This is a genomic window from Methylobacterium terricola (assembly GCF_006151805.1).
GTDB lineage: Bacteria > Pseudomonadota > Alphaproteobacteria > Rhizobiales > Beijerinckiaceae > Methylobacterium > Methylobacterium terricola.
The window spans coordinates 217,590-239,168 of the sequence record NZ_VDDA01000007.1 but is presented as its reverse complement, the minus strand read 5'-3'; the positions used below and the strand labels follow the sequence as shown (position 1 = coordinate 239,168).

12 protein-coding genes are annotated in these 21,579 nt (G+C 71.2%); 3 read left to right on the top strand and 9 right to left on the bottom strand.

Going from position 1 to position 21,579, the window contains the following annotated elements; genetic code table 11:
- The first annotated feature begins 93 nt into the window (after nucleotides 1-93).
- A complete protein-coding gene (locus tag FF100_RS17935; protein WP_139037037.1) occupies nucleotides 94-834 on the top strand; it encodes a phosphorylase in 741 nt (246 codons plus the stop codon).
- On the opposite strand, the gene hpnH is transcribed toward FF100_RS17935, so the two are convergent.
- A complete protein-coding gene (hpnH, locus tag FF100_RS17930) occupies nucleotides 757-1,911 on the bottom strand; it encodes an adenosyl-hopene transferase HpnH (RefSeq protein WP_048449925.1) in 1,155 nt (384 codons plus the stop codon). The two genes, FF100_RS17935 and hpnH, sit on opposite strands and share 78 nt — an antisense overlap.
- Before the next feature lie 122 nt (nucleotides 1,912-2,033).
- The gene (gene ispH / locus FF100_RS17925; RefSeq protein ID WP_139037036.1) at nucleotides 2,034-2,984 is read right to left on the bottom strand and encodes a 4-hydroxy-3-methylbut-2-enyl diphosphate reductase; all 951 of its coding nucleotides are present in this window, start codon (nucleotides 2,982-2,984) and stop codon (nucleotides 2,034-2,036) included.
- 422 nt (nucleotides 2,985-3,406) lie between these two features.
- On the opposite strand from ispH, the gene FF100_RS17920 reads away from it, so the two are divergent.
- Both FF100_RS17920 and FF100_RS17915 read left to right on the top strand, forming a co-directional pair.
- Nucleotides 3,407-6,055, top strand: coding sequence for an MMPL family transporter (locus FF100_RS17920; protein WP_139037035.1), 2,649 nt, complete (start codon nucleotides 3,407-3,409; stop codon nucleotides 6,053-6,055).
- A gap of 332 nt (nucleotides 6,056-6,387) precedes the next feature.
- Nucleotides 6,388-7,863 carry a SulP family inorganic anion transporter gene (locus FF100_RS17915; protein ID WP_139037034.1) on the top strand — a complete coding sequence of 492 codons (1,476 nt, stop codon included), beginning with the start codon at nucleotides 6,388-6,390 and terminating at the stop codon, nucleotides 7,861-7,863.
- A 31-nt stretch (nucleotides 7,864-7,894) separates the two neighbouring features.
- On the opposite strand, the gene FF100_RS17910 is transcribed toward FF100_RS17915, so the two are convergent.
- From FF100_RS17910 to FF100_RS17880, 7 genes are all read right to left on the bottom strand, one after another.
- Nucleotides 7,895-8,548, bottom strand: a complete 654-nt coding sequence (locus tag FF100_RS17910; RefSeq protein ID WP_139037033.1) for a TetR/AcrR family transcriptional regulator — start codon at nucleotides 8,546-8,548, stop codon at nucleotides 7,895-7,897.
- A gap of 75 nt (nucleotides 8,549-8,623) precedes the next feature.
- Nucleotides 8,624-9,985, bottom strand: a complete 1,362-nt coding sequence (locus FF100_RS17905; protein WP_139037032.1) for a cytochrome P450 — start codon at nucleotides 9,983-9,985, stop codon at nucleotides 8,624-8,626.
- 39 nt (nucleotides 9,986-10,024) lie between these two features.
- Nucleotides 10,025-11,263, bottom strand: a complete 1,239-nt coding sequence (locus FF100_RS17900; protein ID WP_139037031.1) for a phosphopentomutase — start codon at nucleotides 11,261-11,263, stop codon at nucleotides 10,025-10,027.
- Entirely contained in the window at nucleotides 11,260-12,879 is a 1,620-nt protein-coding gene (locus FF100_RS17895; RefSeq protein ID WP_139037030.1) for an ABC transporter ATP-binding protein, read from the bottom strand. Before FF100_RS17895 ends, FF100_RS17900 begins: the two co-directional genes overlap by 4 nt.
- Nucleotides 12,880-13,020: 141 nt before the next feature.
- On the bottom strand, nucleotides 13,021-14,505 hold the full coding sequence (locus tag FF100_RS17890) for an efflux transporter outer membrane subunit (protein WP_139037029.1): 1,485 nt from the start codon (nucleotides 14,503-14,505) through the stop codon (nucleotides 13,021-13,023).
- Nucleotides 14,506-14,738: 233 nt separating this feature from the next.
- Entirely contained in the window at nucleotides 14,739-18,029 is a 3,291-nt protein-coding gene (locus tag FF100_RS17885; protein WP_139037028.1) for an efflux RND transporter permease subunit, read from the bottom strand.
- A 214-nt stretch (nucleotides 18,030-18,243) separates the two neighbouring features.
- Nucleotides 18,244-21,363, bottom strand: a complete 3,120-nt coding sequence (locus FF100_RS17880; RefSeq protein ID WP_139037027.1) for an MdtB/MuxB family multidrug efflux RND transporter permease subunit — start codon at nucleotides 21,361-21,363, stop codon at nucleotides 18,244-18,246.
- Between the last annotated feature and the right edge of the window lie 216 nt (nucleotides 21,364-21,579).

Here is a 21,579-nt window from a genome sequence, read left to right as displayed (position 1 = left end):
ACCCGTGTCACCGAGGCCACAGGACCGCTCCCCCCGCTCTGGTATGAGGGGTGCTTCACCACCCCTTCCCCATCGCGTCGCCCGAGCCCCCGCATGATCGTCGTCGAGGACACCACCGGTTCGACCGGGGCCCTTCCCGTCCTGGCCGTCACCGGTCTCGCCCGCGAGGCGCGGCTGGCCGATGGGCCGGGCGTGGCGGCGGTGGGGGCCGGGGGAGACCCGGAGCGGCTGCGGGATCTCCTGAGGGCGCGTCGCAGCCCGGGCTGCCGGGCGGTGATGAGCCTCGGCATTGCCGGCGGGCTCGATCCCGCGCTGGTGCCGGGCGACGTCGTGGTGGCGACCGGGGTGAGCGCCGGCGGGATGCGGCATCCGGCCCATGCCGAGGTCGTCGCGGCGCTCAGGCATCGGCTGGCGGGCGTGCCGGCGCGGGTCGTGCTTGCCGATGTCGTCGGGGTGGAGGCGGCGGTGCTGTCGCCGCAGGCCAAGGCGCAGTTGCGCGCCGAGACCGGCGCGGCGGCGGTCGACATGGAATCCCACGTCGCGGCCGCCTTCGCGGAGGCGCACGGCCTGCCGTTCTGCGCCGTGCGGGTGGTGTGCGACCCCGCCGACCGCGCCCTGCCGGCGGCGATCGCCAAGGCCATCAAGCCGGACGGCGAGCCCGACATCCTCGCCGTCCTGGCGGCGTTGGCCCGCCGCTCGGCGAGCGTGGGCGGGCTGGTGCGCCTCGCCCGCGACTCGTCGGCGGCCTTCGCCTCGTTAGGCCGCTGTCGCGCGCTTCTTGGCGTCGGCCTTGGCGTCCCGGATCTCGGACAGCTTCTGCGCGACGTTGCGTGAGAACACGAACTCGGCCGGGCGCTGGTTCTCGAGGGAGATCTCGGGAGCCATCTCGCCCTCGGTCTTGATCCCGCGGAGCGCGTAGATCACCGGCTTCCACGGCTTCTTCACCGAATCGACCACCGACGAGGCCTCGTAGCCCGAATGCACCATGCAGTCGGCGCACTTCTCGTAGTTGCCGGTGCCGTAGGCGTCCCAGTCCGTGGTCTCCATCAGCTCCTTGAAGGTCTTGGCGTAGCCCTCGCCGAGGAGGTAGCACGGCTTCTGCCAGCCGAAGACCGTCCGGGTCGGGTTGCCCCACGGCGTGCAGTGGTAGGTCTGGTTGCCGGCCAGGAAGTCGAGGAACAGGCCCGACTGCTGGAAGGTCCACTTCTCGCGGCCCTTCTCCTTGCCGAGGCGGAACACGCCGCGGAACAGGTCCTTGGTCGCCCGGCGGTTGAGGAAGTGCTGCTGGTCGGGGGCGCGCTCGTAGGCGTAGCCGGGGGAGACGGTGATGCCGTCGATGCCCATCCGGGTCACGCTGTCGAAGAAGTCGGCGATCTTGTCGGCCGAGGAGTTGTTGAAGAAGGTGCAGTTGATCGTGACCCGGAAGCCCATCTCCTTGGCCTTCTGGATCGCCGCCACCGCCTTGTCGTAGACGCCGCGCTGGCACACCGACTGGTCGTGCATCTCCTTGTCGCCATCGAGATGGATCGACCAGGTGAAGTACGGGCTCGGCTTGTACTGCGCGATCTTCTTCTCGAGAAGGAGCGCGTTGGTGCAGACGATCGCGAACTTCTTCTGGGCGATGATGCCCTCGACGATCTGCGGCAGGTCCTTGTGCAGCAGCGGCTCGCCGCCCGCGATGACGACGACGGGTGCGCCGCACTCGCGGACCGATTCGAGTGCTTCGTCGACCGGCAGGCGCTTGTTGAGGATCTCGTCCGGATAGTCGATCTTGCCGCAACCCGCGCAGGCGAGATTGCACCGGAACAGGGGCTCCATCATCATGACCAGCGGATACCGCTTGCGGCCGGTGAGGTGCTGCTTGAGAATGTAGCCGCCGATCTTCGCGACGTACCGGAGAGGAATGCCCAAGACCAAGGCTCCTTGTGTCGTGGTTCGTGTCGGGTGCTGTGCCAAGCGGGCTGATTAGCCCGAAAAGTGGCGGATTTCCAGCAAGCTAGGTTCGAAAGGGTCCAAGCTTGGTGCGGAACGGCCTAAGTGTGGCCCAAACTCGACGGGAGAGGGAAGCTCACGCTCTCGGCAACGCCCGGAAGCGTCGAAATCGTCAGGGGGGTGCGACGCTGCAGCGCAGCAATCACCTCGGCGATCACCCCCTCGGGCGTCGAGGCACCGGCCGTGAGGCCGAGGGTGCGCAGGCCTGTCAGATCGATTCGCTCCAGATCCTCCGCCCCCTCGACGAGGTGGCTCGGCCGGCCGGCCTCGGCGGCGATCTCGCGCAGACGGTTGCAGTTCGAGGAGTTCCTGGCGCCCACCACCAGGATCAGGTCGGCGATCGCGGCGAGCGCCCGCACGGCGGCCTGACGGTTCTGGGTCGCGTAGCAGATGTCCTTCGTCTCGGGCCCGACGAGGTCGGGGAAGCGGCGGCGCAGGACCGCGATGATCGCCCGGGTGTCGTCGACGCTGAGCGTCGTCTGGGTGACGTAGGCCAGCGCCGTGTCGGCGGGCAGATCGAGGCCTTCCGCCTCCGCCACGCTGCCGACGAGACGGACCTCGCCGTCGATCTGGCCGAGCGTCCCCTCGACCTCGGCGTGGCCCGCATGTCCGACCAGGATCACGGTGCGGCCTTGCGCGGCGTAGCGCCGGCCCTGCCCGTGCACCTTGGCGACCAGCGGGCAGGTCGCGTCGATGACGGGCAGGTTGCGCCGCGCGGCCTCCGCCTCGACCGCCCGCGACACGCCGTGGGCCGAGAAGATCGTGGTGGCACCGTCCGGGACGGCGTCGAGGCTCTCGACGAAGCGGGCCCCCTTGGCCTTCAGGTCGGCGACGACGCGGCCGTTATGGACGATCTCGTGGCGGACATAGACCGGGCCGTCGTCCCGGGCGAGCACCCGCTCGACGATGTCGACCGCCCGCACCACCCCGGCGCAGAAGCCCCTCGGCTGCGCCAGCACGAGGGCGACCCCGTTCTCCCGCGTTTCCGCCACCGGCCCTCCGTCGCGCCGTCTCCCGGACCCCGCACCGCCGGGCGAAAGTCCCCGTCCTCGCGACGTTTACGGCGAGGATCGCCGCCGGGTAAAGCCGCGCTGACCGGGCGCGGGGCGGCCGGGATCGTCGCCCGGGCCGGGGATCCGTTTGCCGCCAATGCGTTGCAATCGGGCCTGCGGGTCATTACCTAGCGCGCCACGGCCGGGCTCGGATCGAGCATGTCCGTGACGAAATGCGCGTCTCCGTGGCATGGTTACCCACCGTGACCATGGGCGCCGCCGCTCCGCGCGCTATACTGGCCTTCCGCCGGTGCTCGCGCCGGTGCCGGGGCCTCGCCGCTCCGGCGGGCCGATCCACAGGGACTTCACCGGGCCGCCGCGATCCGCCGCGCGGCCCGCGAGCTAGAGGCAGGCTTCGCATCGTGATCGAACGGCTCGTGGCGTTTTCCGTACATCGGCGCTGGCTCATCATCGTGGCCGCGCTGCTGCTCACCGTCGCGAGCGCCGTCATGGCGGCGCATCTCTTCCGCATCAACACCGACGTCGAGCGCCTGATCACGTCGGACGTGCCCTGGCGCCAGGACGAGATCCAGTTCGAGAAGACGTTCCCGCAGCGCGGCAACCTGCTCGTGATGGTGGTCGACGGGCAGACGCCGGAACAGGCCGAGGAGGCGGCGACCCGCCTGGCCCAGGCCCTCTCGACCCACAAGGATCTCCTTCCGATCGTCTATCGGCCCGATGGCGGCCCGTTCTTCGACAAGAACGGCCTGCTGCTGATGTCCCAGAAGGAGCTGGACCAGACCACCGAGAGGCTGATCCAGCAGCAGGGCCTGCTCGGGCCGCTCGCCGCCGACCCGTCCTTGCGCGGCATCATGCAGGCCATGGTGATGGGCGCCCAGGGGGTGAAGGCCGGCCAGGCCAAGCCCGAGGATCTCGTCGGCCCGATGGGCCAGATGAAGGAGGTCTTCGACAAGGTTCTCAAGGGCGAGCGGGCCCAGCTCTCGTGGCAGCTGCTGCTGTCGGGCGGCAAGGCGGAGCCGAGCGACCTGCGCCGCTTCGTCATCGCCCAGCCGGTGCTCGACTACGACGCCCTCCAGCCCGGCGAGAAGGCGACGCAGCTGATCCGCGAGACCGCCCGCAGCCTCGGCTTGACCGAGGCCAACGGCGTGCGGGTGCGCCTGACCGGCCAGGTCGCGGTGGCGGACGACGAGTTCGCGACGCTGGCCGACGATGCGGGCCTGAACTACTCGGTCACCGGCGGCGCCATCGTGCTGTTCCTGTGGCTGGCGCTGCGATCCGGCAGCCTCGTCGTCGCCGTCCTCATCACCACCTTCGCAGGGCTCATCGTCACTGCCGCCCTCGGCCTCGTGATGGTCGGCGAGCTGAACCCGATCTCGGTCGCCTTCGCGGCCCTGTTCGTCGGCCTCGGCATCGACTTCGGCATCCAGTTCGCCGTGCGCTACCGCGCCGACCGCTTCGTCGAGGGGGATCTGGAACAGGCGATCCGCTCGGCCGCCCGCGGCGTCGGCTGGTCGCTGACGCTCGCGGCGGTGTCGCTGCTCGCCGGCTTCTTCTCGTTCCTGCCGACCGATTTCCGCGGCGTGTCGGAGCTCGGCCTGATCGCCGGCGTCGGCATGATCGTCGCCTACTTGTTCTCGCTGACCCTGCTGCCGGCGCTGATCGCCGTGCTGCGGCCGCCGGGCGAGAAGCAGGAAGTCGGCACCGCCGGCATGGCCTCGGTCGATCACTGGATCCTCGAGCACCGCAAGCTGGTCCTGGTGCTCACCGGCGTCGTGACGGTGGCGGGCCTGCCCCTGCTGTACTGGTTGCCGTTCGATTCGAACCCGATGCACCTGCGCAGCACGAAGGTGGAATCGGTGGCGACCTATCTCGACCTCGCCAAGGACCCGAAGACCAGCCCGAACTCGATCGACGTGGTGGTTCCGAACCGCGACGCCATCGCGCCGATGGTGAAGAAGCTGCTGGCCCTGCCGGGCGTCGCCGGGGTCGTCGACATCAACACCTTCGTGCCCGCCGACCAGGACCAGAAGCTCGCCACCATCGAGGATGCGGCGCAGGTGCTCGGCCCGGTGCTCAACCCGCCCCGCGTCGCGGCCCCGCCGACCGACCGCGAGGTGGTGACGGCGATCCGCAACGCGGTCACGGCGCTCCGCGGCATCGCGCAAGGCGCACAAGGGCAGGCGGCGAACGCCTCCGGCCCGCTCGCCACGATCCAAGGCTTCACCGACACCCTCGACCGCCTGGCCGCCGCCGAGCCGCCGGTCCGCGAGGCCGCCGCCGCCGCGGTGGTGCCGAACCTCAAGGCCCTGCTCACCCGCCTGCGCGGGCTGCTCTCGCCGGAGAAGATCACGCTGGAGAACCTGCCGGCGCAGATCCGCTCCGAATGGATCGCCGCCGACGGCAAGGCCCGGATCGAGGTGCAGCCCAAGGGCAACTCGAACGACAACCTGGTCCAGCGCCGCTTCGCCAAGGAGGTCCTGAGCGTGGCCCCGCACGCCACCGGCGCGCCGGTCGCCACCACCCTGTCGAGCCACACGATTCTCGGCGCCTTCATCGAGGCGGGCCTGCTGGCGCTGCTCTCGATCTTCATCATCCTGTCGGTGGCCCTGCGCCGGCCCTGGGACGTCGCCATGGCGCTCGGACCGCTGGTGCTCGCCACCCTGTGGACGCTGGAGGCGCTCTACCTCATCGGCATGCCGCTGAACTTCGCCAACATCATCGCGCTGCCCTTGATGCTGGCCGTGGGCGTGGCCTTCCACATCTACTACGTGATCGCGTGGCGTGCCGGCGTCGCCGACATGCTGGCCTCGAGCCTGACCCGGGCGATCTTCTTCTCGGCGCTCACCACCGGCACCGCCTTCGGCTCGCTGGTGCTGTCGAGCCACCCGGGTACCGCCAGCATGGGCAAGCTGCTCGCCCTGTCGCTGTTCTTCACGCTGGTGGCCGCCTTCTTCATCGTCCCGGCCTTCCTCGGGCCGCCGCCGAAGCAGAAGGCCAAGGACGGGGTGCCGGAGACCGAGGCCCGGCGGGATCCGCTGATCCCGGCCTGAGGCCGAGGACGAGATCCGCAACCACAAGGCCCGTCCCTCCGCGGGGGGACGGGCCTTTTTCGTCATGGGCACCGGTTGTCCCGGCCTGCCCGGATCAGGCCGTGCCCACAAAGGCTGGACTTTAATCCCCTGGCCGGTTGCGGCGCCGCGAAGTCCCGTGCTACGCACAACCCATGATGCAGGATCGAGCCATACTGGTCTCGCGGCCCACGCCGCCGTAGCGCCCCGCTCTCCCGCGTCTTTCCCCCACGTCCATCCTCCGTGCCCGTCCGCATCGCGCGGCCGGTCGTCCTCGCGCGCCTGTCGCGCCCGTTCTCGAAAGCCAACATCCCATGAACCTCGTCCGCCTGCGGCGCGAATGGGCGCCCGACGTCACGCGCGAAATCCTGGCCGGCACCGTCGTGGCGCTCGCCCTCATCCCCGAGGCGATCGCGTTCTCGATCATCGCCGGGGTCGACCCGAAGGTCGGGCTCTACGCCTCGTTCTGCATCGCGGTCGTCACGGCGATCGCCGGCGGGCGGCCGGCGATGATCTCGGCCGCCACCGGCGCGATGGCGCTGGTGATGACGACGCTCGTCAAGGAGCATGGCCTCGGCTACCTCTTCGCCGCCACGATCCTGACCGGCCTGATCCAGCTCGCCGCCGGTGCCTTGAGGCTCGGCAACCTGATGCGGTTCGTCTCGCGCTCGGTCGTCACCGGCTTCGTCAACGCGCTCGCCATCCTGATCTTCCTCGCCCAGATGCCGGAGCTGATCGGCCGCGGGCCGGTCGTCTACGCCATGACCGCCGCCGGCCTCGCGCTGATCTATGGGTTGCCGTACCTGACCAAGGCCGTTCCGTCGGCGCTGGTGACGATCGTGCTGTTCACCGCCCTGTCGATGAGCCTCGGCCTCGGCATCCGCACCGTCGGCGACATGGGGGCGCTGCCGAGCGAATTGCCGAGCTTCGCCCTGCCGCAGGTGCCCCTCACCCTCGAGACCCTGCGGATCATCCTGCCTTACGCCCTGACCCTGTCCATGGTCGGCCTGCTCGAAAGCCTGATGACCGCGGCGATCGTCGACGAGCGCACCGACACGACCTCGAACAAGAACCGCGAATGCGCCGGCCAGGGGCTCGCCAACGTCACCGCCGGGCTGTTCGGCGGCATGGCCGGCTGCGCGATGATCGGCCAGTCGGTGATCAACGTCTCGTCGGGCGGCCGCGGCCGGCTCTCGACCCTGTGGGCCGGCGCCTTCCTGCTGTTCCTGATCGTCGTGCTCGGCCCCTACGTGGCGCAGATCCCGATGGCGGCCCTCGTCGCGGTGATGATCATGGTGTCGATCAACACCTTCCAGTGGCGCTCGATCCGTACCCTCCTCACCCACCCGACCACGTCGAGCATCGTGATGCTCGGCACCGTGGCGGTGGTGGTCGCCACCCACGACCTCGCCAAGGGCGTGCTGTTCGGCGTGGTGCTGAGCGGGCTGTTCTTCGCCCACAAGGTCACCCGCTTCTTCGCCGTGACGTCCTCGCGCGAGGGCCGCATCCGCACCTACCGGGTGACGGGCCAGATCTTCTTCGCCACGGCGGAAGCCTTCCATGCCGCCTTCGACTTCCGCGAGGAGGAGTTGGAGCGCGTGGTGATCGACCTGACGGACGCCCATTTCTGGGACCTCACGGCGGTCAACGCGCTCGACCGCGTGGTGCTGAAGTTCCGCCACCACGGCGTGCCGGTGGAGGTTGCCGGGCTCAACGCGGCCTCGGCGACGCTGGTGGACCAGCTCGGCACCCACGACAAGCCGGGAGCGGCCCTGGCCTCGGGGCATTGACCTCGCGCGACGGAGCCAGGCTCCGTCGCCCCTACCCCGCCCGCGCCGTCGCCCCGTGCACCATCGCCAGCACCCCGGCGCGCAGGAGGTCGTGCTTCGTCGGCAGGCCCGGCCCGGTCGGCAGCCGGCCGGCGGCGGCGAGCGTCGCGATGCCGTGGGACAGCGCCCAGACTTCCAGGGCGATGAAGCGCGGATCGACGCCCCCTGAGAACCCGTCCGGGAAGGTCGAGCGCAGGGCCTCGACCAGGAGGCCGAAGGCGTCGCGGTCGCTCGGGGCCTGCTGCGGCGGTCCGCCGCCCGGCGGGCAGCCGTCCGGTCCGGCCGGTCGGGCCTCGAAGATCGCCGCGTAATAGCCCGGCTCTTCCTCGGCGAAGGTCAGGTAGGCTTCGCCCATGCGGGTGAAGCGCTCGAGCGGCGTGCCGGGGCCGCGCAGCGCCCGGGCGAGGCGGGCGGCGAGCTCGGTGAAGCCGCGCTCGGCCACCTCCTCCAGCAAGGCCTCGCGGCCGCGGAAATGGCGGTAGAGCGCCGCCGGCGAGACGCCGACGAGGCGCGCCGCGTCGACCAGGGTGAAGCCGCCGATCCCGCGCTCCGCGATGAAGCGGCGCGCGGCCTCGATCAGGGCCTCCTTGAGGTTGCCGTGATGGTAGCCGCGCCGGTCGGACGGGCCGCTGCGCCAGGGTCGCACCGTGTCTTCGTCTCTTCGCAGGGCCGGATCGGCCGCTCGCCAAGCCCATAGAGCATTTTCGCGCCGACGGCAGGCTCAACCGGTCCGGCGGGCCAGATGGAAGCGCGGCACGTGGTCCGGCCGCATCACGGTGGTCGCCACCGGCAGGACCGGCCGATCGCCGTCGAGGGAGAGCCGGAACCCACGCATCAGCCGCGCCAGGACCAGGATCGCCTCGGCCAGCGCCAGCTGCGCGCCGATGCAGATCCGGGGACCGGCCCCGAACGGCAGGTAGACGAAGCGGTCCGGCTCCGGGCCGTCGAGGAAGCGCCCGGGGTCGAACGTCTCCGGCCGGTCCCACCAGCGCGGGTTGCGGTGCAGCACCCAGGTCGGGATCATCACGATGCTGCCGGCCGGGATTTCCGTGCCCTCGACCATGCTCGCCCGCGCGGCGCGGCGGGGGATGACGTAGACCGGCGGGTAGAGCCGCAGAGTCTCCTGCGCCACCGCCTTGGCCAGCCGCAGCTGCGGCAGGGCCGCCGCGGCGCCTGCCTCCGACAGGTCGAGCCCGGCGGCCTCCGCCGCCAGCGCATCCTGCATCGCCGGCGCGCGGGCCAGCAGCGTGCAGGCCCAGAACAGGGTCGAGGCGGTGGTCTCGTGGCCGGCGACGATCAGGGTGCCGACCTCGTCGGCGAGCAGCCCGCCGGGCGCGTCGCCATGGGCGTCGACCAGGAGGTCGAACAGGTCCCGCGCCGCGCCGGCCGCGCCCTGCCCCCGCCGGGCCGCCAGCACCGCCTGCACGACGGTCAGCCAGCGGCGGCGGAAAAGCGCCCGGCGCGGGGTCGACGGGGTCGGCCAGCCCGGCGGCAGCAGGAAATCGGCCACGGTCGGTCGGCCGAGCCGGTCGAGATAGCCGGAGACCAGCGTCCGGATCTCGCGACCCAGCGCCCCGGTCTCGAGGGAGAACATCGAGGTGGTGGCGATGTCGAGGGCGACGCGCTGCATCTCGGAGCGCAGGTCGGCCGGGGCGCCGTATCCCGCCTCCAGCCGGCGGCACGATTCCTCCGCGCTGCGGGCGACGAAGCGCAGCATCAACGGCAGGGTGCGGGGCGTGAAGGCGGGAGCCAGCACCTTGCGCTGGTGCCGCCAGGCCTCGCCGTCGGCGAGAACCAGGCCGTTCCCGGCGATCGGCCCGATCGCCCGCCGGCCGGCGGGCAGGCGCACGAAATCCTCGGTGGCCGAGAGCAGGACGTGGCGGGCGCCGGCGGGCGTCGCGAGCAGCACGATCCGGCCCCCGCCCGGCAGCGGGATCGTCACCGCCGGCTCGTGGAGGCAGGCGCGGGGGAACGCCTCCAGGGTGTTGCGCCGGAACGCGCCGAGGAGCTTGAGCCAGCCGACCCGCTCGGCGAGGGCCGGCACCGGCGGCGCGTGGAGCGCCAGCGGACCGGGAGCCGTCATGGACAAGGAATCAGGTCTCCGGTGCGCGTCCCCGACGTTCTAGGCGACCGGTCCGGGCCCCGCCAAGCTCGCATCGTGCGAGCGGGTATCCGTCAAGCCGAGATGCTGCGCGATCCGTGCGCCGATCGCCGGGAAGCCGAGCCGCCCGAGGGGACCGGGCGCGATGCCCGGCCCGAAGGCCAGGACCGGCACCTGCTCGCGGGTATGGTCGGTGCCGCTCCAGGTCGGGTCGTTGCCGTGATCGGCGGTGACGAGGCAGAGGTCGCCGGGGCCCAGGGCCGCCCGGATCTCCGGCACCCGGGCGTCGAAGCGCTCCAGGGCCGCGGCGTAGCCCGGCACGTCGCGGCGGTGGCCGTACTCGGTGTCGAACTCGACGAGGTTGGCGAAGACGAACCCGCCGTCGGGCAGGTCGGCGAGCGCCGCCAGCGCCGCGGTGAGGCAGGCATCGTTGCCGCCGGGCTTGATCTCGCGGCCGGTCGCGCGGTGGGCGAAGATGTCGCCGATCTTGCCGACGCTCACCACCGGCCGGCCGGCGGCGGCGAGGCGGTCGAGGAGCGTGTCGGCGGGGGGCGTGACCGCATCGTCGCGCCGGTTGCCGGTACGGGTGAAGCCGGATGTCGCGTCGCCGACGAAGGGCCGGGCGATGACCCGGCCGATGCGGAAGGGGTCGCAGAGCCGGCGGGCGATGGCGCAGAGGTCGTAGAGCCGGTCGAGCCCGAACGCCTCCTCGTGGGCGGCGATCTGGAACACGCTGTCGACCGAGGTGTAGCAGATCGGCTGGCCGGTCCGGACATGCTCCGCGCCCAGCGCCTCGATGATCGCGGTGCCGGAGGCGTGGCAATCGCCGAGGATGCCCGGCAGCCCGGCTTCGGCGATCAGCGCCCGGGTGAGTTCCGGTGGGAAGGCCGGGCGGGTCGCCGGGAAGTGGCCCCAGGCGAAGTCGACCGGCACCCCGGCGATCTCCCAGTGGCCCGACACTGTGTCCTTGCCCCGGGCGCTCTCGACCGCGTGGCCCCATGCGCCCTCGACCGGGCCGGACGGGGCGAGGCCCGGCGGCATCCGCCCGCTCGCCGCGTCCGCCGCGAGGCCGAGGCCGAGGCCGGCGAGGTGCGGCAGGCGCAAGGGACCGGCCCGCAGGCCCGCCCGGTCGCCGCGACCCTCAGCGCAGGCCTCGGCGATGTGCCCGATCGTGTCGGCGCCCGCGTCGCCGAACTCCGCGGCGTCCGGCGCCCCGCCGATGCCGGCGGAATCGAGGACGATGAGGAGCGCCCGGCTCATTCGCTCACCGCCCCGGTCGGGGCCGCCGCGAGGTCGAAGGCGGCGGCGAACAGGGCGCGGGTATAGGCGGTGCGGGGTGCGGAAAAGATGTCCTCGGCCGCGCCCTCCTCGACCACCTGGCCGCCCTGCATCACCATCACGCGGTTGGCGAGCGCCCGCACCACCTTGAGGTCGTGGCTGATGAACAGGTAGCCGAGGCCCCGCCTCGCCTGCAGGTCGCGCAGCAGCTCGACGATCTGGGCCTGGACCGACATGTCGAGGGCCGAGGTCGGCTCGTCGAGGACGACGAAGCGCGGATCGAGCGCCATGGCGCGGGCGATGGCGATGCGCTGGCGCTGGCCGCCGGAGAATTCGTGCGGATAGCGGTCCATGGCGGCCGGATCGAGCCCGACATCCTCGAGCGCCCGGGCGACGATCTGCCGGCGCTCGGCGTCGCTGCGTCCCTTGCCCTGCACCTCCAGCCCCTCGGCGACGATCTCGGCCACCGACATCCGGGGCGAGAGCGAGCCGTAGGGGTCCTGGAACACGACCTGCATCTCGCGCCGCAGGGGCCGCATGGCGTTGGCCGACAGCCCGTCGATGCGCCGGCCGAGATAGACCACCGGCCCCTCGGACGCGGTGAGGCGCAGGATGGCGAGGCCCAGCGTGGTCTTGCCGGAGCCCGATTCGCCCACCACCCCGACGGTCTCGCCCTGGCGTACGCTCAGCGCCACGCCGTCCACCGCCTTGACGTGGCCGGTGGTGCGCCGGAGCAGGCCCGTCTTGATCGGGAAGTGGACCCGGATCGGCCCGGCCTCGACCAGGATCGGCGCCCCGTCCGGGACCGGGTTGCCGCGGCCCTTCGGCTCGGCGGCGAGCAGGCGCCTGGTGTAGTCGTGCTGCGGATGCGAGAAAACCTCGGCGACCAGGCCGGTCTCGACGATGCGGCCCTCGAGCATGACGCAGACCCGGTCGGCGACGCGGCGCACGATGCCGAGATCGTGGGTGATGAACAGCATCGCCATGCCGAGGCGCGATTTCAGGTCGGCCAGCAGCGACAGGATCTGCGCCTGGACGGTGACGTCGAGGGCCGTGGTCGGCTCGTCCGCCACCAGCAGGTCGGGCTCGCAGGCGAGCGCCATCGCGATCATCACCCGCTGGCGCTGCCCGCCCGAGAGTTCGTGCGGATAGGCGCCGAGGCGGCTTTCGGCGTCGCGGATGCCCACGAGGGTCAGGAGTTCGAGGGTGCGGGCCCGGGCCGCCTCGCCACTCATCCCCTTGTGCAGCCGCAGCACCTCGCCGACCTGCTCGGCGATGCGGTGCAGCGGGTTCAGGGAGGTCATCGGCTCCTGGAACACCATGGTGATGTCGGCGCCGCGGATCTCGCGCATCTCCGGCTCGGAGAGCGTCAGCAGGTCGCGGCCCTTGAACCGGATCCGCCCCGCCGGCACCGCGCCGTCGACGAGGCGCAGGATCGAGAGGGCCGTCACCGACTTGCCGGACCCGGATTCTCCGACCAGGGCCACGGTCTCTCCCGGCGCGATGGCGAAGGAGACGCGATCGACGGCGCGGGTCTCGCGCCCGCCCTGGCGGAAGGCGACGGAGAGGTCCTGGACGGAGAGGAGCGGGTCGGTCATCGGCTCACATGTAGGGCGGCGGCGCGCCGGTGGACCGGTCTAGGCCATTCCCCGGCGGGCGGGAAATGGGGCGTCGTCCAGGGCTGTCGGGGAAACGGGAAAGCCCTGCGAAGACGTGGGCAACCCGCCCCTGCCTCCCCCTCACTCGTCCACCCGCGGCGCCTGGCCGCGATCGATCGGCAGCGGCTGGAGTTGCTTCACGCTCTCGCCGCTCGGCAGGCTGCTGGTGTCCCAGCCGCCGCCGATCGCGCCGATCAGCGACACCGCGTTGGTGAAGCGGTTGAGCCGGACCTGCAACGCCGTGACCTCGTTGTTGAGTTCCAGCGCCTGGGCGGTGACGACGGTGGTGTAGTTCTGGGTGCCGGCACGGTACTCGTTCAGCGCGATCTCGACCGCCCGGCGCGACGATTGCACCGCGAGGTCCTGCGCCCCCTGCTGGCGGGCGAGGATGCGCTGGCCGGCGAGCCCGTTCTCGACCTGCTGGAAGGCGGTGAGCACCGTCTGGCGGTAATTGGCGACCGCGGCGTCGTAGGCCGCCTCGACGGCCTGGAGGGCGGCGGTGCGGGCGCCGCCATCGAACAGCACCTGGCTGCCGGAGGCCGCCACCGACCAGAACGAGTTCGCCGCCGCGAAGAAATTGCGCGCCGGGTCACCCGAGATGCCGCCGCTCGCCGACAGGGTGACGGTCGGGAAGAACGCCGCGACGGCCACGCCGATCTGGGCGCTCTGCGACTGCACGCTGCGCTCGGCGAGCGCGATGTCGGGCCGGCGCTCCAGGAGGTCGGAGGGCAGGCTCACCGGCACGTTCGGCGGGCGGGACGGCAGGCTGCCGCGGGCCAGCGACACCTCGGAGGGCGGGCGGCCGATCAGCGTCGCGATCGCGTGTTCGAGGTTCGCCCGTTGCAGCCCGACCGCGATGGCATTGGCCTGGGTGGTCTGGAGCTGGGTCTGGGCGGTGATGACGTCGGAGCGGGCCGCGACGCCGGCATTGTACTGGTTCTGCGCGATGGTGAGCGAGCGCTGGTAGGCCTGCGCCGTGCGCTCCAGCAGGCTCTGCAGCGATTCCTGATAGCGCAGCTGGTAATAGGCGGTCGCCAGCTGGGTCTGGAGCGCGAGGCGCACCGAGGCGAGGTCGGCGGCGCTGGCCTGGGCGGCGGCGACGTCGCTCTCGATCAGGCGGCGGATGCGCCCGAACAGGTCGAGTTCCCAGGTCGCCGAGCCCTGGAGCGTGACGGTGGTACGCTCGACCCCGCCGGTGCTGGAGCGGCTGATCGACGGCGCGCCGAGCGCCGTGGGGAAGAGCTGCGCGCGGGCCTCCTGCACCAGGGCGCGGGCCTGCCGGTAGGCGGCGACCTGAGCGCGCAGGTTCTGGTTGTCGACGTCGATCAGGCGGATCAGCCGGTCGAGGGTCGGATCGCGGAACACCCGCCACCAATCGCCCCGCTCGGCCTCGTCGAGGGGTCGCACCGGCCGCCAGTGGCGCGGCGGCATCGGCCGGGCGCCGCCCTCCTTGAAGGCGGCGGGGGTCTCGACGGTGGGGCGGGAATAATCGGGCCCGACGAGGCAGCCGGCGAGCAGCAGGGGGAGCAGGGTCGCTGCTGCCAGATGCGTGGCGCCACCCCCCACCCTTCCCCCTCTGCGGGGGAGGGTGGCGAACGCAGTGAGTGCAGCGGGACGAAGTCCCGCCGAGAGGGGCAGCGCGACGCTGTTCCAGCGGGCGCCCGTCAGAACGGTGCCGCCATGTCCGGAAGCGTGGTTCCCCTCTCCCGGCCTGCTCCGCAGGCCACCCTCCCCCGCGGAGGGGGGAGGGTTCGGGCGCGCGTCTGTGGCCAACGGCACAACGAGATCGTCGAAAACAGTCATTCGGCCGGCAGCGCCCGCGTGGCGGAATCCCCGCGCCGGCGGCGTCCGACCCAGAGCCGGAACCGGTCGAGGTACAGGTAGACGACGGGGGTGGTGTAGAGGGTCAGGACCTGGCTCACGATGAGGCCGCCGACGATGGCGATGCCGAGGGGACGGCGCAGCTCGGAGCCCTCGCCGCCGTCGAGGATCAGCGGCAGCGCGCCGAGCAGTGCGGCCAGGGTTGTCATCATGATCGGGCGGAAGCGCAAGAGGCAGGCTTCGCGGATCGACTCCCGCGGGCTCAAGGACCGGGTGCGCTCGGCGTCGAGCGCGAAGTCGATCATCATGATGGCGTTCTTCTTCACGATGCCGATCAGCAGGATCACGGCGATCAGCGCGATCACCCCGAACTCCTCGCCCGCCAGCATCAAGGCCAGGATCGCCCCGATCCCGGCCGACGGCAGGGTGGAGAGGATGGTGAGCGGATGCACCCAGCTCTCGTAGAGGATGCCGAGCACCGCGTAGACCGCGAGCAGCGCCGCCAGGATCAGCAGCGGCTGGCGCGAGGACGAGGATTGGAAGCTCTTCGCCGCACCGGCGAATTCGCCGTGGATGGTGGCCGGCAGCCGCAGGTCGCGCATATGGCCGTCGATCGCCGCGGTGGCGTCGCTCAGGCTCTTGCCCGGCGCCAGGTTGAACGACAGCGTCGTGGCGACGAACAGGCCCTGGTGGCTGACCTGGACCGGGGTCGAGCCGGTCTCGAAGCTGGCGAAGGCCGAGAGCGGCACCATCGTCTCCTTGGCACTGCTGACCGCGGCGCTCGACGAGGCGCTGGAGCGGCCGGCCGCCGCGATGGAGTTGGTGGCGGCGTTGCGGGCCGAATCGGTCGCCACCGCGGCGGCGGCGGCATTCGCGTCGGTGGGCGCGGTCGCGGCGCTCGCCACCGTGCCGGCGACCGCGTTGGTGGTGGCCGAGCCGCGGGCCCGCGCTCCGGACGTCGAGACGTAGATCAGCTTCAGCGTCTCGGGGTTGTCGAGGTAGCGTGGCGCGATCTCCATCACGACGTGGTACTGGTTCAACGGGTTGTAGATCGTCGAGACCTGGCGCTGGCCGAAGGCGTCGTAGAGGGTGTTGTCGATCTGGTCCGGGGTCAGGCCGTAGCGGAAGGCGGTCGGCCGGTCGATGACGAGGCGGGTCTCGAGGCCGCCCTGCTGCTGGTCGGAGGTCACGTCGGTGAAGGTCGGGTCCTTCTGGAGCGCCTCCAAGAGCTTCGGGGTCCAGGTGTAGAGCTCCTCGCTGGTGTCGCCCTGGAGCGTGTACTGGTACTGCGAGAAGCTCTGGCGCCCGCCCATCGAGAAGTCCTGGCGCGGGAACAGGTAGAGCCGGGCGCCCGGGATGCCCGACAGCTTCGGGCGCAGACGGGTCATCACGTCGCTGATCGGGTCGCGCTGGCCGAGGGGTTTGAGGCCGACGAAGACGTTGGCCGAGTTGGTGCCGCGCCCGCCGGTGAAGCCGACCACGCTCTCCACCGCCGGATCGGCCTGGACGATGGCGGTGGCGCGCCGGAGCTTCGCGCTCATCGCCTGGAACGAGATGCGCTGGTCGGCCTGGATGCCGCCGATCATCTGGCCGGTATCCTGCTGGGGAAAGAACCCCTTCGGCACGATCACGTAGAGGTAGACGTTGAGCACGACCGCCGCGAGCAGCACCAGCATCACGATGACGCCGTGGCGCAGCGCCCAGTCGAGGGAGACGCGGTAGGCCGACAGGAGGCCCGAGAACCCCGCCTCCAGCCCCCGCGCCACCGGGCCCTGCCGGGCGCCGTGGGCCTCCGGCTTGAGGAAGCGGGCGCATAGCATCGGCGTGGTGGTGAGCGAGACGACGAGCGAGATCAGGATCGCCAGCGACAGGACGACGGCGAATTCCTGGAAGAACCGCCCGACGATGCCCCCCGCCAGCAGGATCGGCAGGAAGACCGCGATGAGCGACAGGCTCATCGACAGCACCGTGAACCCGACCTCGCGGGCGCCGATCAGCGCCGCCTCGACCCGCGAGCGCCCGTCCTCGATGTGGCGCTGGATGTTCTCCAAGACCACGATCGCGTCGTCGACGACGAAGCCCGCCGCGATGATCAGCGCCATCAGCGAGATGTTGTCGAGGCTGTAGTCGCACAGCCACATGGCGGCGAAGGTGCCCACCAGCGAGATCGGCACGGCGACGGCCGGGATCAGCGTGGCGCGGGCCGAGCGCAGGAAGCCGAACACCACCAGGATCACGAGGCCGACCGAGATGATCAGCGTACGCTCGGCCTCCGCCAGCGACGCCCGGATGGTGAGCGAGCGGTCGCCGGTGACGATCAGCTCGGTGTCGCCCGGGAGCGCCGCCTTGAGCTGCGGCAGGGCCGCCTTCAGGCGGTCGATCGTCTCGACGACGTTGCCGCCGGGCTGCTTGTAGACGATCAGCAGCACGCCGCGCTGGCCGTTGACGAGGCCGAGGTTGCGCCGGTCCTCGACCCCGTCGACCACCTGGCCGACGTCGCGCAGGCGCACCCCGGCCCCGTTGCGGTAGGCGACGACGATGTCCTGGTAATCGGCGGCCTTGCGGCCCTGGTCGTTGGCGTAGAGCTGGTAGCGCCGCTCGCCGGCCTCGATCGCCCCTTTCGGCGAGTTGGCGTTGGCGCTGGCGAGCGCGGCGCGGATGCCTTCCAGCCCGATGCCGTAATGGAACAGGGCGTTGGGATCGAGCTCGACCCGCACCGCCGGCAGCGACGAGCCGCCGATCTCGACGTTGCCGATGCCCTCCAGCTGCGACAGCTTCTGGGCGAGCACGGTCGCGGCGGAATCGTAGAGCGTGCCGGGGCTCAGCGTCTTCGAGGTCAGGCCGAGGATCAGGATCGGCGCGTCGGCCGGGTTGAACTTGCGGTAGGTCGGGTTCGAGCGCAGCGCGGTCGGCAGGTCGGCCCGCGCGGCGTTGATCGCCGCCTGCACGTCGCGGGCGGCGCCGTTGATGTCGCGGTCGAGCCCGAATTGCAGCACGATCCGGGTCTGCCCGACCGAGCTCGTCGAGGTCATCTGGTCGACATCGGCGATCTGGCCGAGGCGCCGTTCGAGCGGCGCGGCCACGGTGGTCGCCATGGTGTCGGGGCTGGCGCCGGGCATCTGCGCCTGGACCAGGATGGTCGGGAAGTCGATCTGCGGCAGCGGCGCCACCGGCAGCCGCACGAAGGCGAACAGGCCGGCGAGCAGCACGCCCAGGGTAAGGAGCGTGGTGGCGACCGGGCGCAGGATGAAGGGGGCGGAGAGGTTCACGCGGCGTCCCCGGGGGCGCCGCCGCGGTGAACCCTCCCCCCTCTACGGGGGAGGGTGGCCTGCGGAGCAGGCCGGGAGAGGGGAACCACGCTTCCGGAAAAGGCGGCACCGTTCTGACGGGCGCACACTGGACCAGCGTCGCGCTGCCCCTCTCCCGCCCCGCATCCGCGGGGCACCCTCCCCCGCAGAGGGGGGAGGGTTATTGGCGTCGCGTTCACGGCACCGCCTCCCCGTGCGCCAGCCCGCTGTCGCGCCGCCCGCTCAGGCGCCGCCCGAGCCGGTCGAAGGCGAGGTAGATCACCGGCGTGGTGTAGAGCGTCAGGATCTGGCTCACGATCAGCCCGCCGGCGATCGAGATGCCGAGCGGCTGGCGCAGCTCCGAGCCGGTCCCCGTCCCGAGGATCAGCGGGATCGCCGCGAACAAAGCCGCGAAGGTCGTCATCAGGATCGGGCGGAAGCGCAGGATGCAGGCCTCGTAGATCGCGTCTCGCGGAGCCAGGCCCTCCTCGCGCTCGGCCTGGAGCGCGAAGTCGATCATCATGATGGCGTTCTTCTTCACGATGCCAATCAGGAGAACGATGCCGATGATGCCGATGATGTCGAGGTCGTGCCCGAACAGCATCAAGCCGGCGAGCGCCCCGATGCCGGCGGACGGCAAGGTCGACAGGATCGTGATCGGGTGGACGAAGCTCTCGTAGAGGACGCCGAGCACGATGTAGACCGTGACGATCGCGGCGAGCACCAGGAACAGGGTGTTGTCGAGCGAGGCCTGGAACGCGAGCGCCGAGCCCTGGAAGATCAGCCGGAAGCTGTCCGGCATCCCGAGTTCCGCTTCCGCCGCCTTGATCGCCGCCACCGCCGGCCCGAGCGAGGCGCCCGGCGCCAGGTTGAACGAGATGGTGGTGGCCGGGAACTGGCCGAGATGGCTGATGAGCAGCGGCGCCCGCCGCTCGCTCACCTGGGCGATGGCGGTGAGCGGGACCTGGCCGTTGGTGGCGGTGGAGGACGGCAGGTAGATCCGCGACAGCGATTCGAGCGTCCGGTGCAGCTCCGGATCGGCCTCCAGGATCACCCGGTACTGGTTCGACTGGGTGAAGATCGTCGAGATGATGCGCTGGCCGAAGGCGTCGTAGAGGGCGTTGTCGACGGAAGCCGGGGTGATGCCGTAGCGGCCGGCCGTGGCGCGATCGATGGTGATGTAGGCCGAGAGCCCGCTCGCCTGCCGGTCGCTCGCCACGTCGGCGAGGTCCGGGATCTGCTTCAGGCGATCGACGAGCCGCGGGACCCAGGTGTCGAAGGTCGCGGGGTCCGGGTTCTCCAGGATGAACTGGTACTGGGTGGCGCTCACCGCCGTGTCGATGGTGAGGTCCTGCACCGGCTGCATGAACAGCGCGATGCCCGGCACGTCGGCGACCCGGGCGTTGATCCGCCGGATGATCGCGCTCGCGTTCTCCGTCCGCTCCTCGCGCGGGCGCAGGTTGATGAGGAAGCGGCCCGAGTTCAGCGTCACGTTCTGTCCGTCGACGCCGATGAACGACGACAGGCTGACCACGTCCGGATCCTTCAGGACCGCCTCCGCCAGGCGTTGCTGGCGCTCCGCCATCGCGCTGTAGGAGACGGTCTGGTCGGCCTGGGTGATGCCCTGGATCAGGCCGGTATCCTGCACCGGGAAGAAGCCCTTCGGGATCACCACGTACAGGTAGACGGTGAGGACGAGGGTGCCGATGGCGACCAGCAGCGTCAGGCCCTGATAGGCGAGCACGCCGCGCAGGGTGCGGCCGTAGAAGGCGAGGCCGCCCTCCATCAGCCGCCGCCCGGCGCTGGAGATCCGCCCGGCGGCGCGGGCCTGGGGCGGCTGGTGGCGCAGGAGCCGCGCGCACAGCATCGGCACGAGCGTCAGCGAGACGACGCCCGAGATCACGATGGTGGCGGCGAGCGTGATGGCGAATTCGTGGAACAGCCGGCCGACCACCTCGCCCATGAACAGCAGCGGGATCAGCACCGCGAGCAGCGACACGGTGAGCGAGATGATGGTGAAGCCGATCTCGCGCGAGCCCTTCAGCGCCGCCTCCATCGGGCTGTCGCCCTCCTCGACGTGGCGGGCGATGTTCTCGATGACGACGATCGCGTCGTCGACGACGAAGCCGGTCGCGATGGTGAGCGCCATCAAGGACAGGTTGTCGAGGGAGAAGCCCCACAGGTCCATCACGGCGAGCGCGCCGACGAGGGAGAGCGGCACCGACAGGCTCGGGATCAGGGTGGCGGGCAGCGAGCGCAGGAACAGGAAGATCACCAGCACCACCAGGGCGATGGCGAGAAGCAGCTCGAACTGCACGTCCTCGACCGAGGCCCGGATCGTCACCGTGCGGTCGGTGAGCGGGGTCACCTGGATCGCCGCCGGCAGGGTCGCCTGGAGCTGCGGCAGCAGCGCCTTGATCCGGTCGACCACCGCGATGACGTTGGCGCCGGGCTGGCGCTGGATGTTGAGGATCACCGCGGGCGTGGTGTCCATCCAGGCCCCGAGCTGGGTGTTCTCCGCCCCCTCGACCACCTCGGCCACCGCCGAGAGCCGCACCGGCGCGCCGTTGCGGTAGGCGATCACCGCGTCGCGATAGGCGCCGGGGTCGCGGATCTGGTCGTTGGCGTTGATGGTGAAGGACTGGGTCGGCCCGTCGATCGAGCCCTTCGGGGTGTTGACGTTGAGGTTGTTGATGGTGGTGCGCAGGTCGTCGATGTTGAGGCCGTAGGCCGCGAGCGCCGAGGCGTTGAACCGCACCCGCACGGCGGGCCGCTGCCCGCCCGCCATCGAGACGAGGCCGACGCCCGAGACCTGGCTGATCTTCTGGGCGAGCCGCGTCTCGGCGAGGTCGCGCACTTGCGTCAGCGCCAGGGTCTTGGAGGTGAGCGCCAGCGTCAGGATCGGCGCGTCGGCCGGGTTGACCTTGGCGTAGACGGGCGGCGCCGGCAGGTCGCTCGGCAGCAGGTTGCCGGCGGCGTTGATCGCGGCCTGGACTTCCTGCGTGGCGATGTCGATGCCGAGATCGAGGTTGAACTGCAGCGTGATGACGGAGGCCCCGGCCGAGGACTGCGACGTCATCTGGTTGAGGTTGGCGAGCTGGCCGAACTGCCGCTCGAGCGGCGCCGTCACCGCCGAGGTCATCACCTCGGGGCTGGCGCCGGGATAGAAGGTCTGGACCTGGATCGTCGGGTAATCGACCGAGGGCAGCGCCGAGAGCGGCAGGTTGAAATAGGAGATCATGCCGACGAGCAGGATCGCCAGCATCAGGAGCGTGGTCGCGACCGGGCGCAGGATGAACAGGCGGGAGGGGTTCATCGAACAGGTCCGGTATGGCGCACGCGGTCAACCCTCCCCCCTCTGCGGGGGAGGGTGGCGAACGGAGTGAGCGCAGCGGGACGAAGTCCCGCCGAGAGGGGCGGCGCGACGGTGATCCAGGGGGCGCCCTTCATGGAGCGCGCGACATTTCCGGAAGCGGGGTTCCCGTCTCCCGCCCCGCTCCGCGGGGCACCCTCCCCCGCAGAGGGGGGAGGG

Excerpts from the sequence above, each read along its gene's own strand:
- FF100_RS17935 (WP_139037037.1), top strand. The coding sequence starts at position 94 with ATGATCGTCGTCGAGGACACCACCGGTTCGACCGGGGCCCTTCCCGTC.
- FF100_RS17880 (WP_139037027.1), bottom strand. The coding sequence starts at position 21,363 with ATGAACCCCTCCCGCCTGTTCATCCTGCGCCCGGTCGCGACCACGCTC.
- FF100_RS17905 (WP_139037032.1), bottom strand. The coding sequence starts at position 9,985 with ATGACGGCTCCCGGTCCGCTGGCGCTCCACGCGCCGCCGGTGCCGGCC.
- FF100_RS17915 (WP_139037034.1), top strand. The coding sequence starts at position 6,388 with ATGAACCTCGTCCGCCTGCGGCGCGAATGGGCGCCCGACGTCACGCGC.
- FF100_RS17895 (WP_139037030.1), bottom strand. The coding sequence starts at position 12,879 with ATGACCGACCCGCTCCTCTCCGTCCAGGACCTCTCCGTCGCCTTCCGC.
- FF100_RS17900 (WP_139037031.1), bottom strand. The coding sequence starts at position 11,263 with ATGAGCCGGGCGCTCCTCATCGTCCTCGATTCCGCCGGCATCGGCGGG.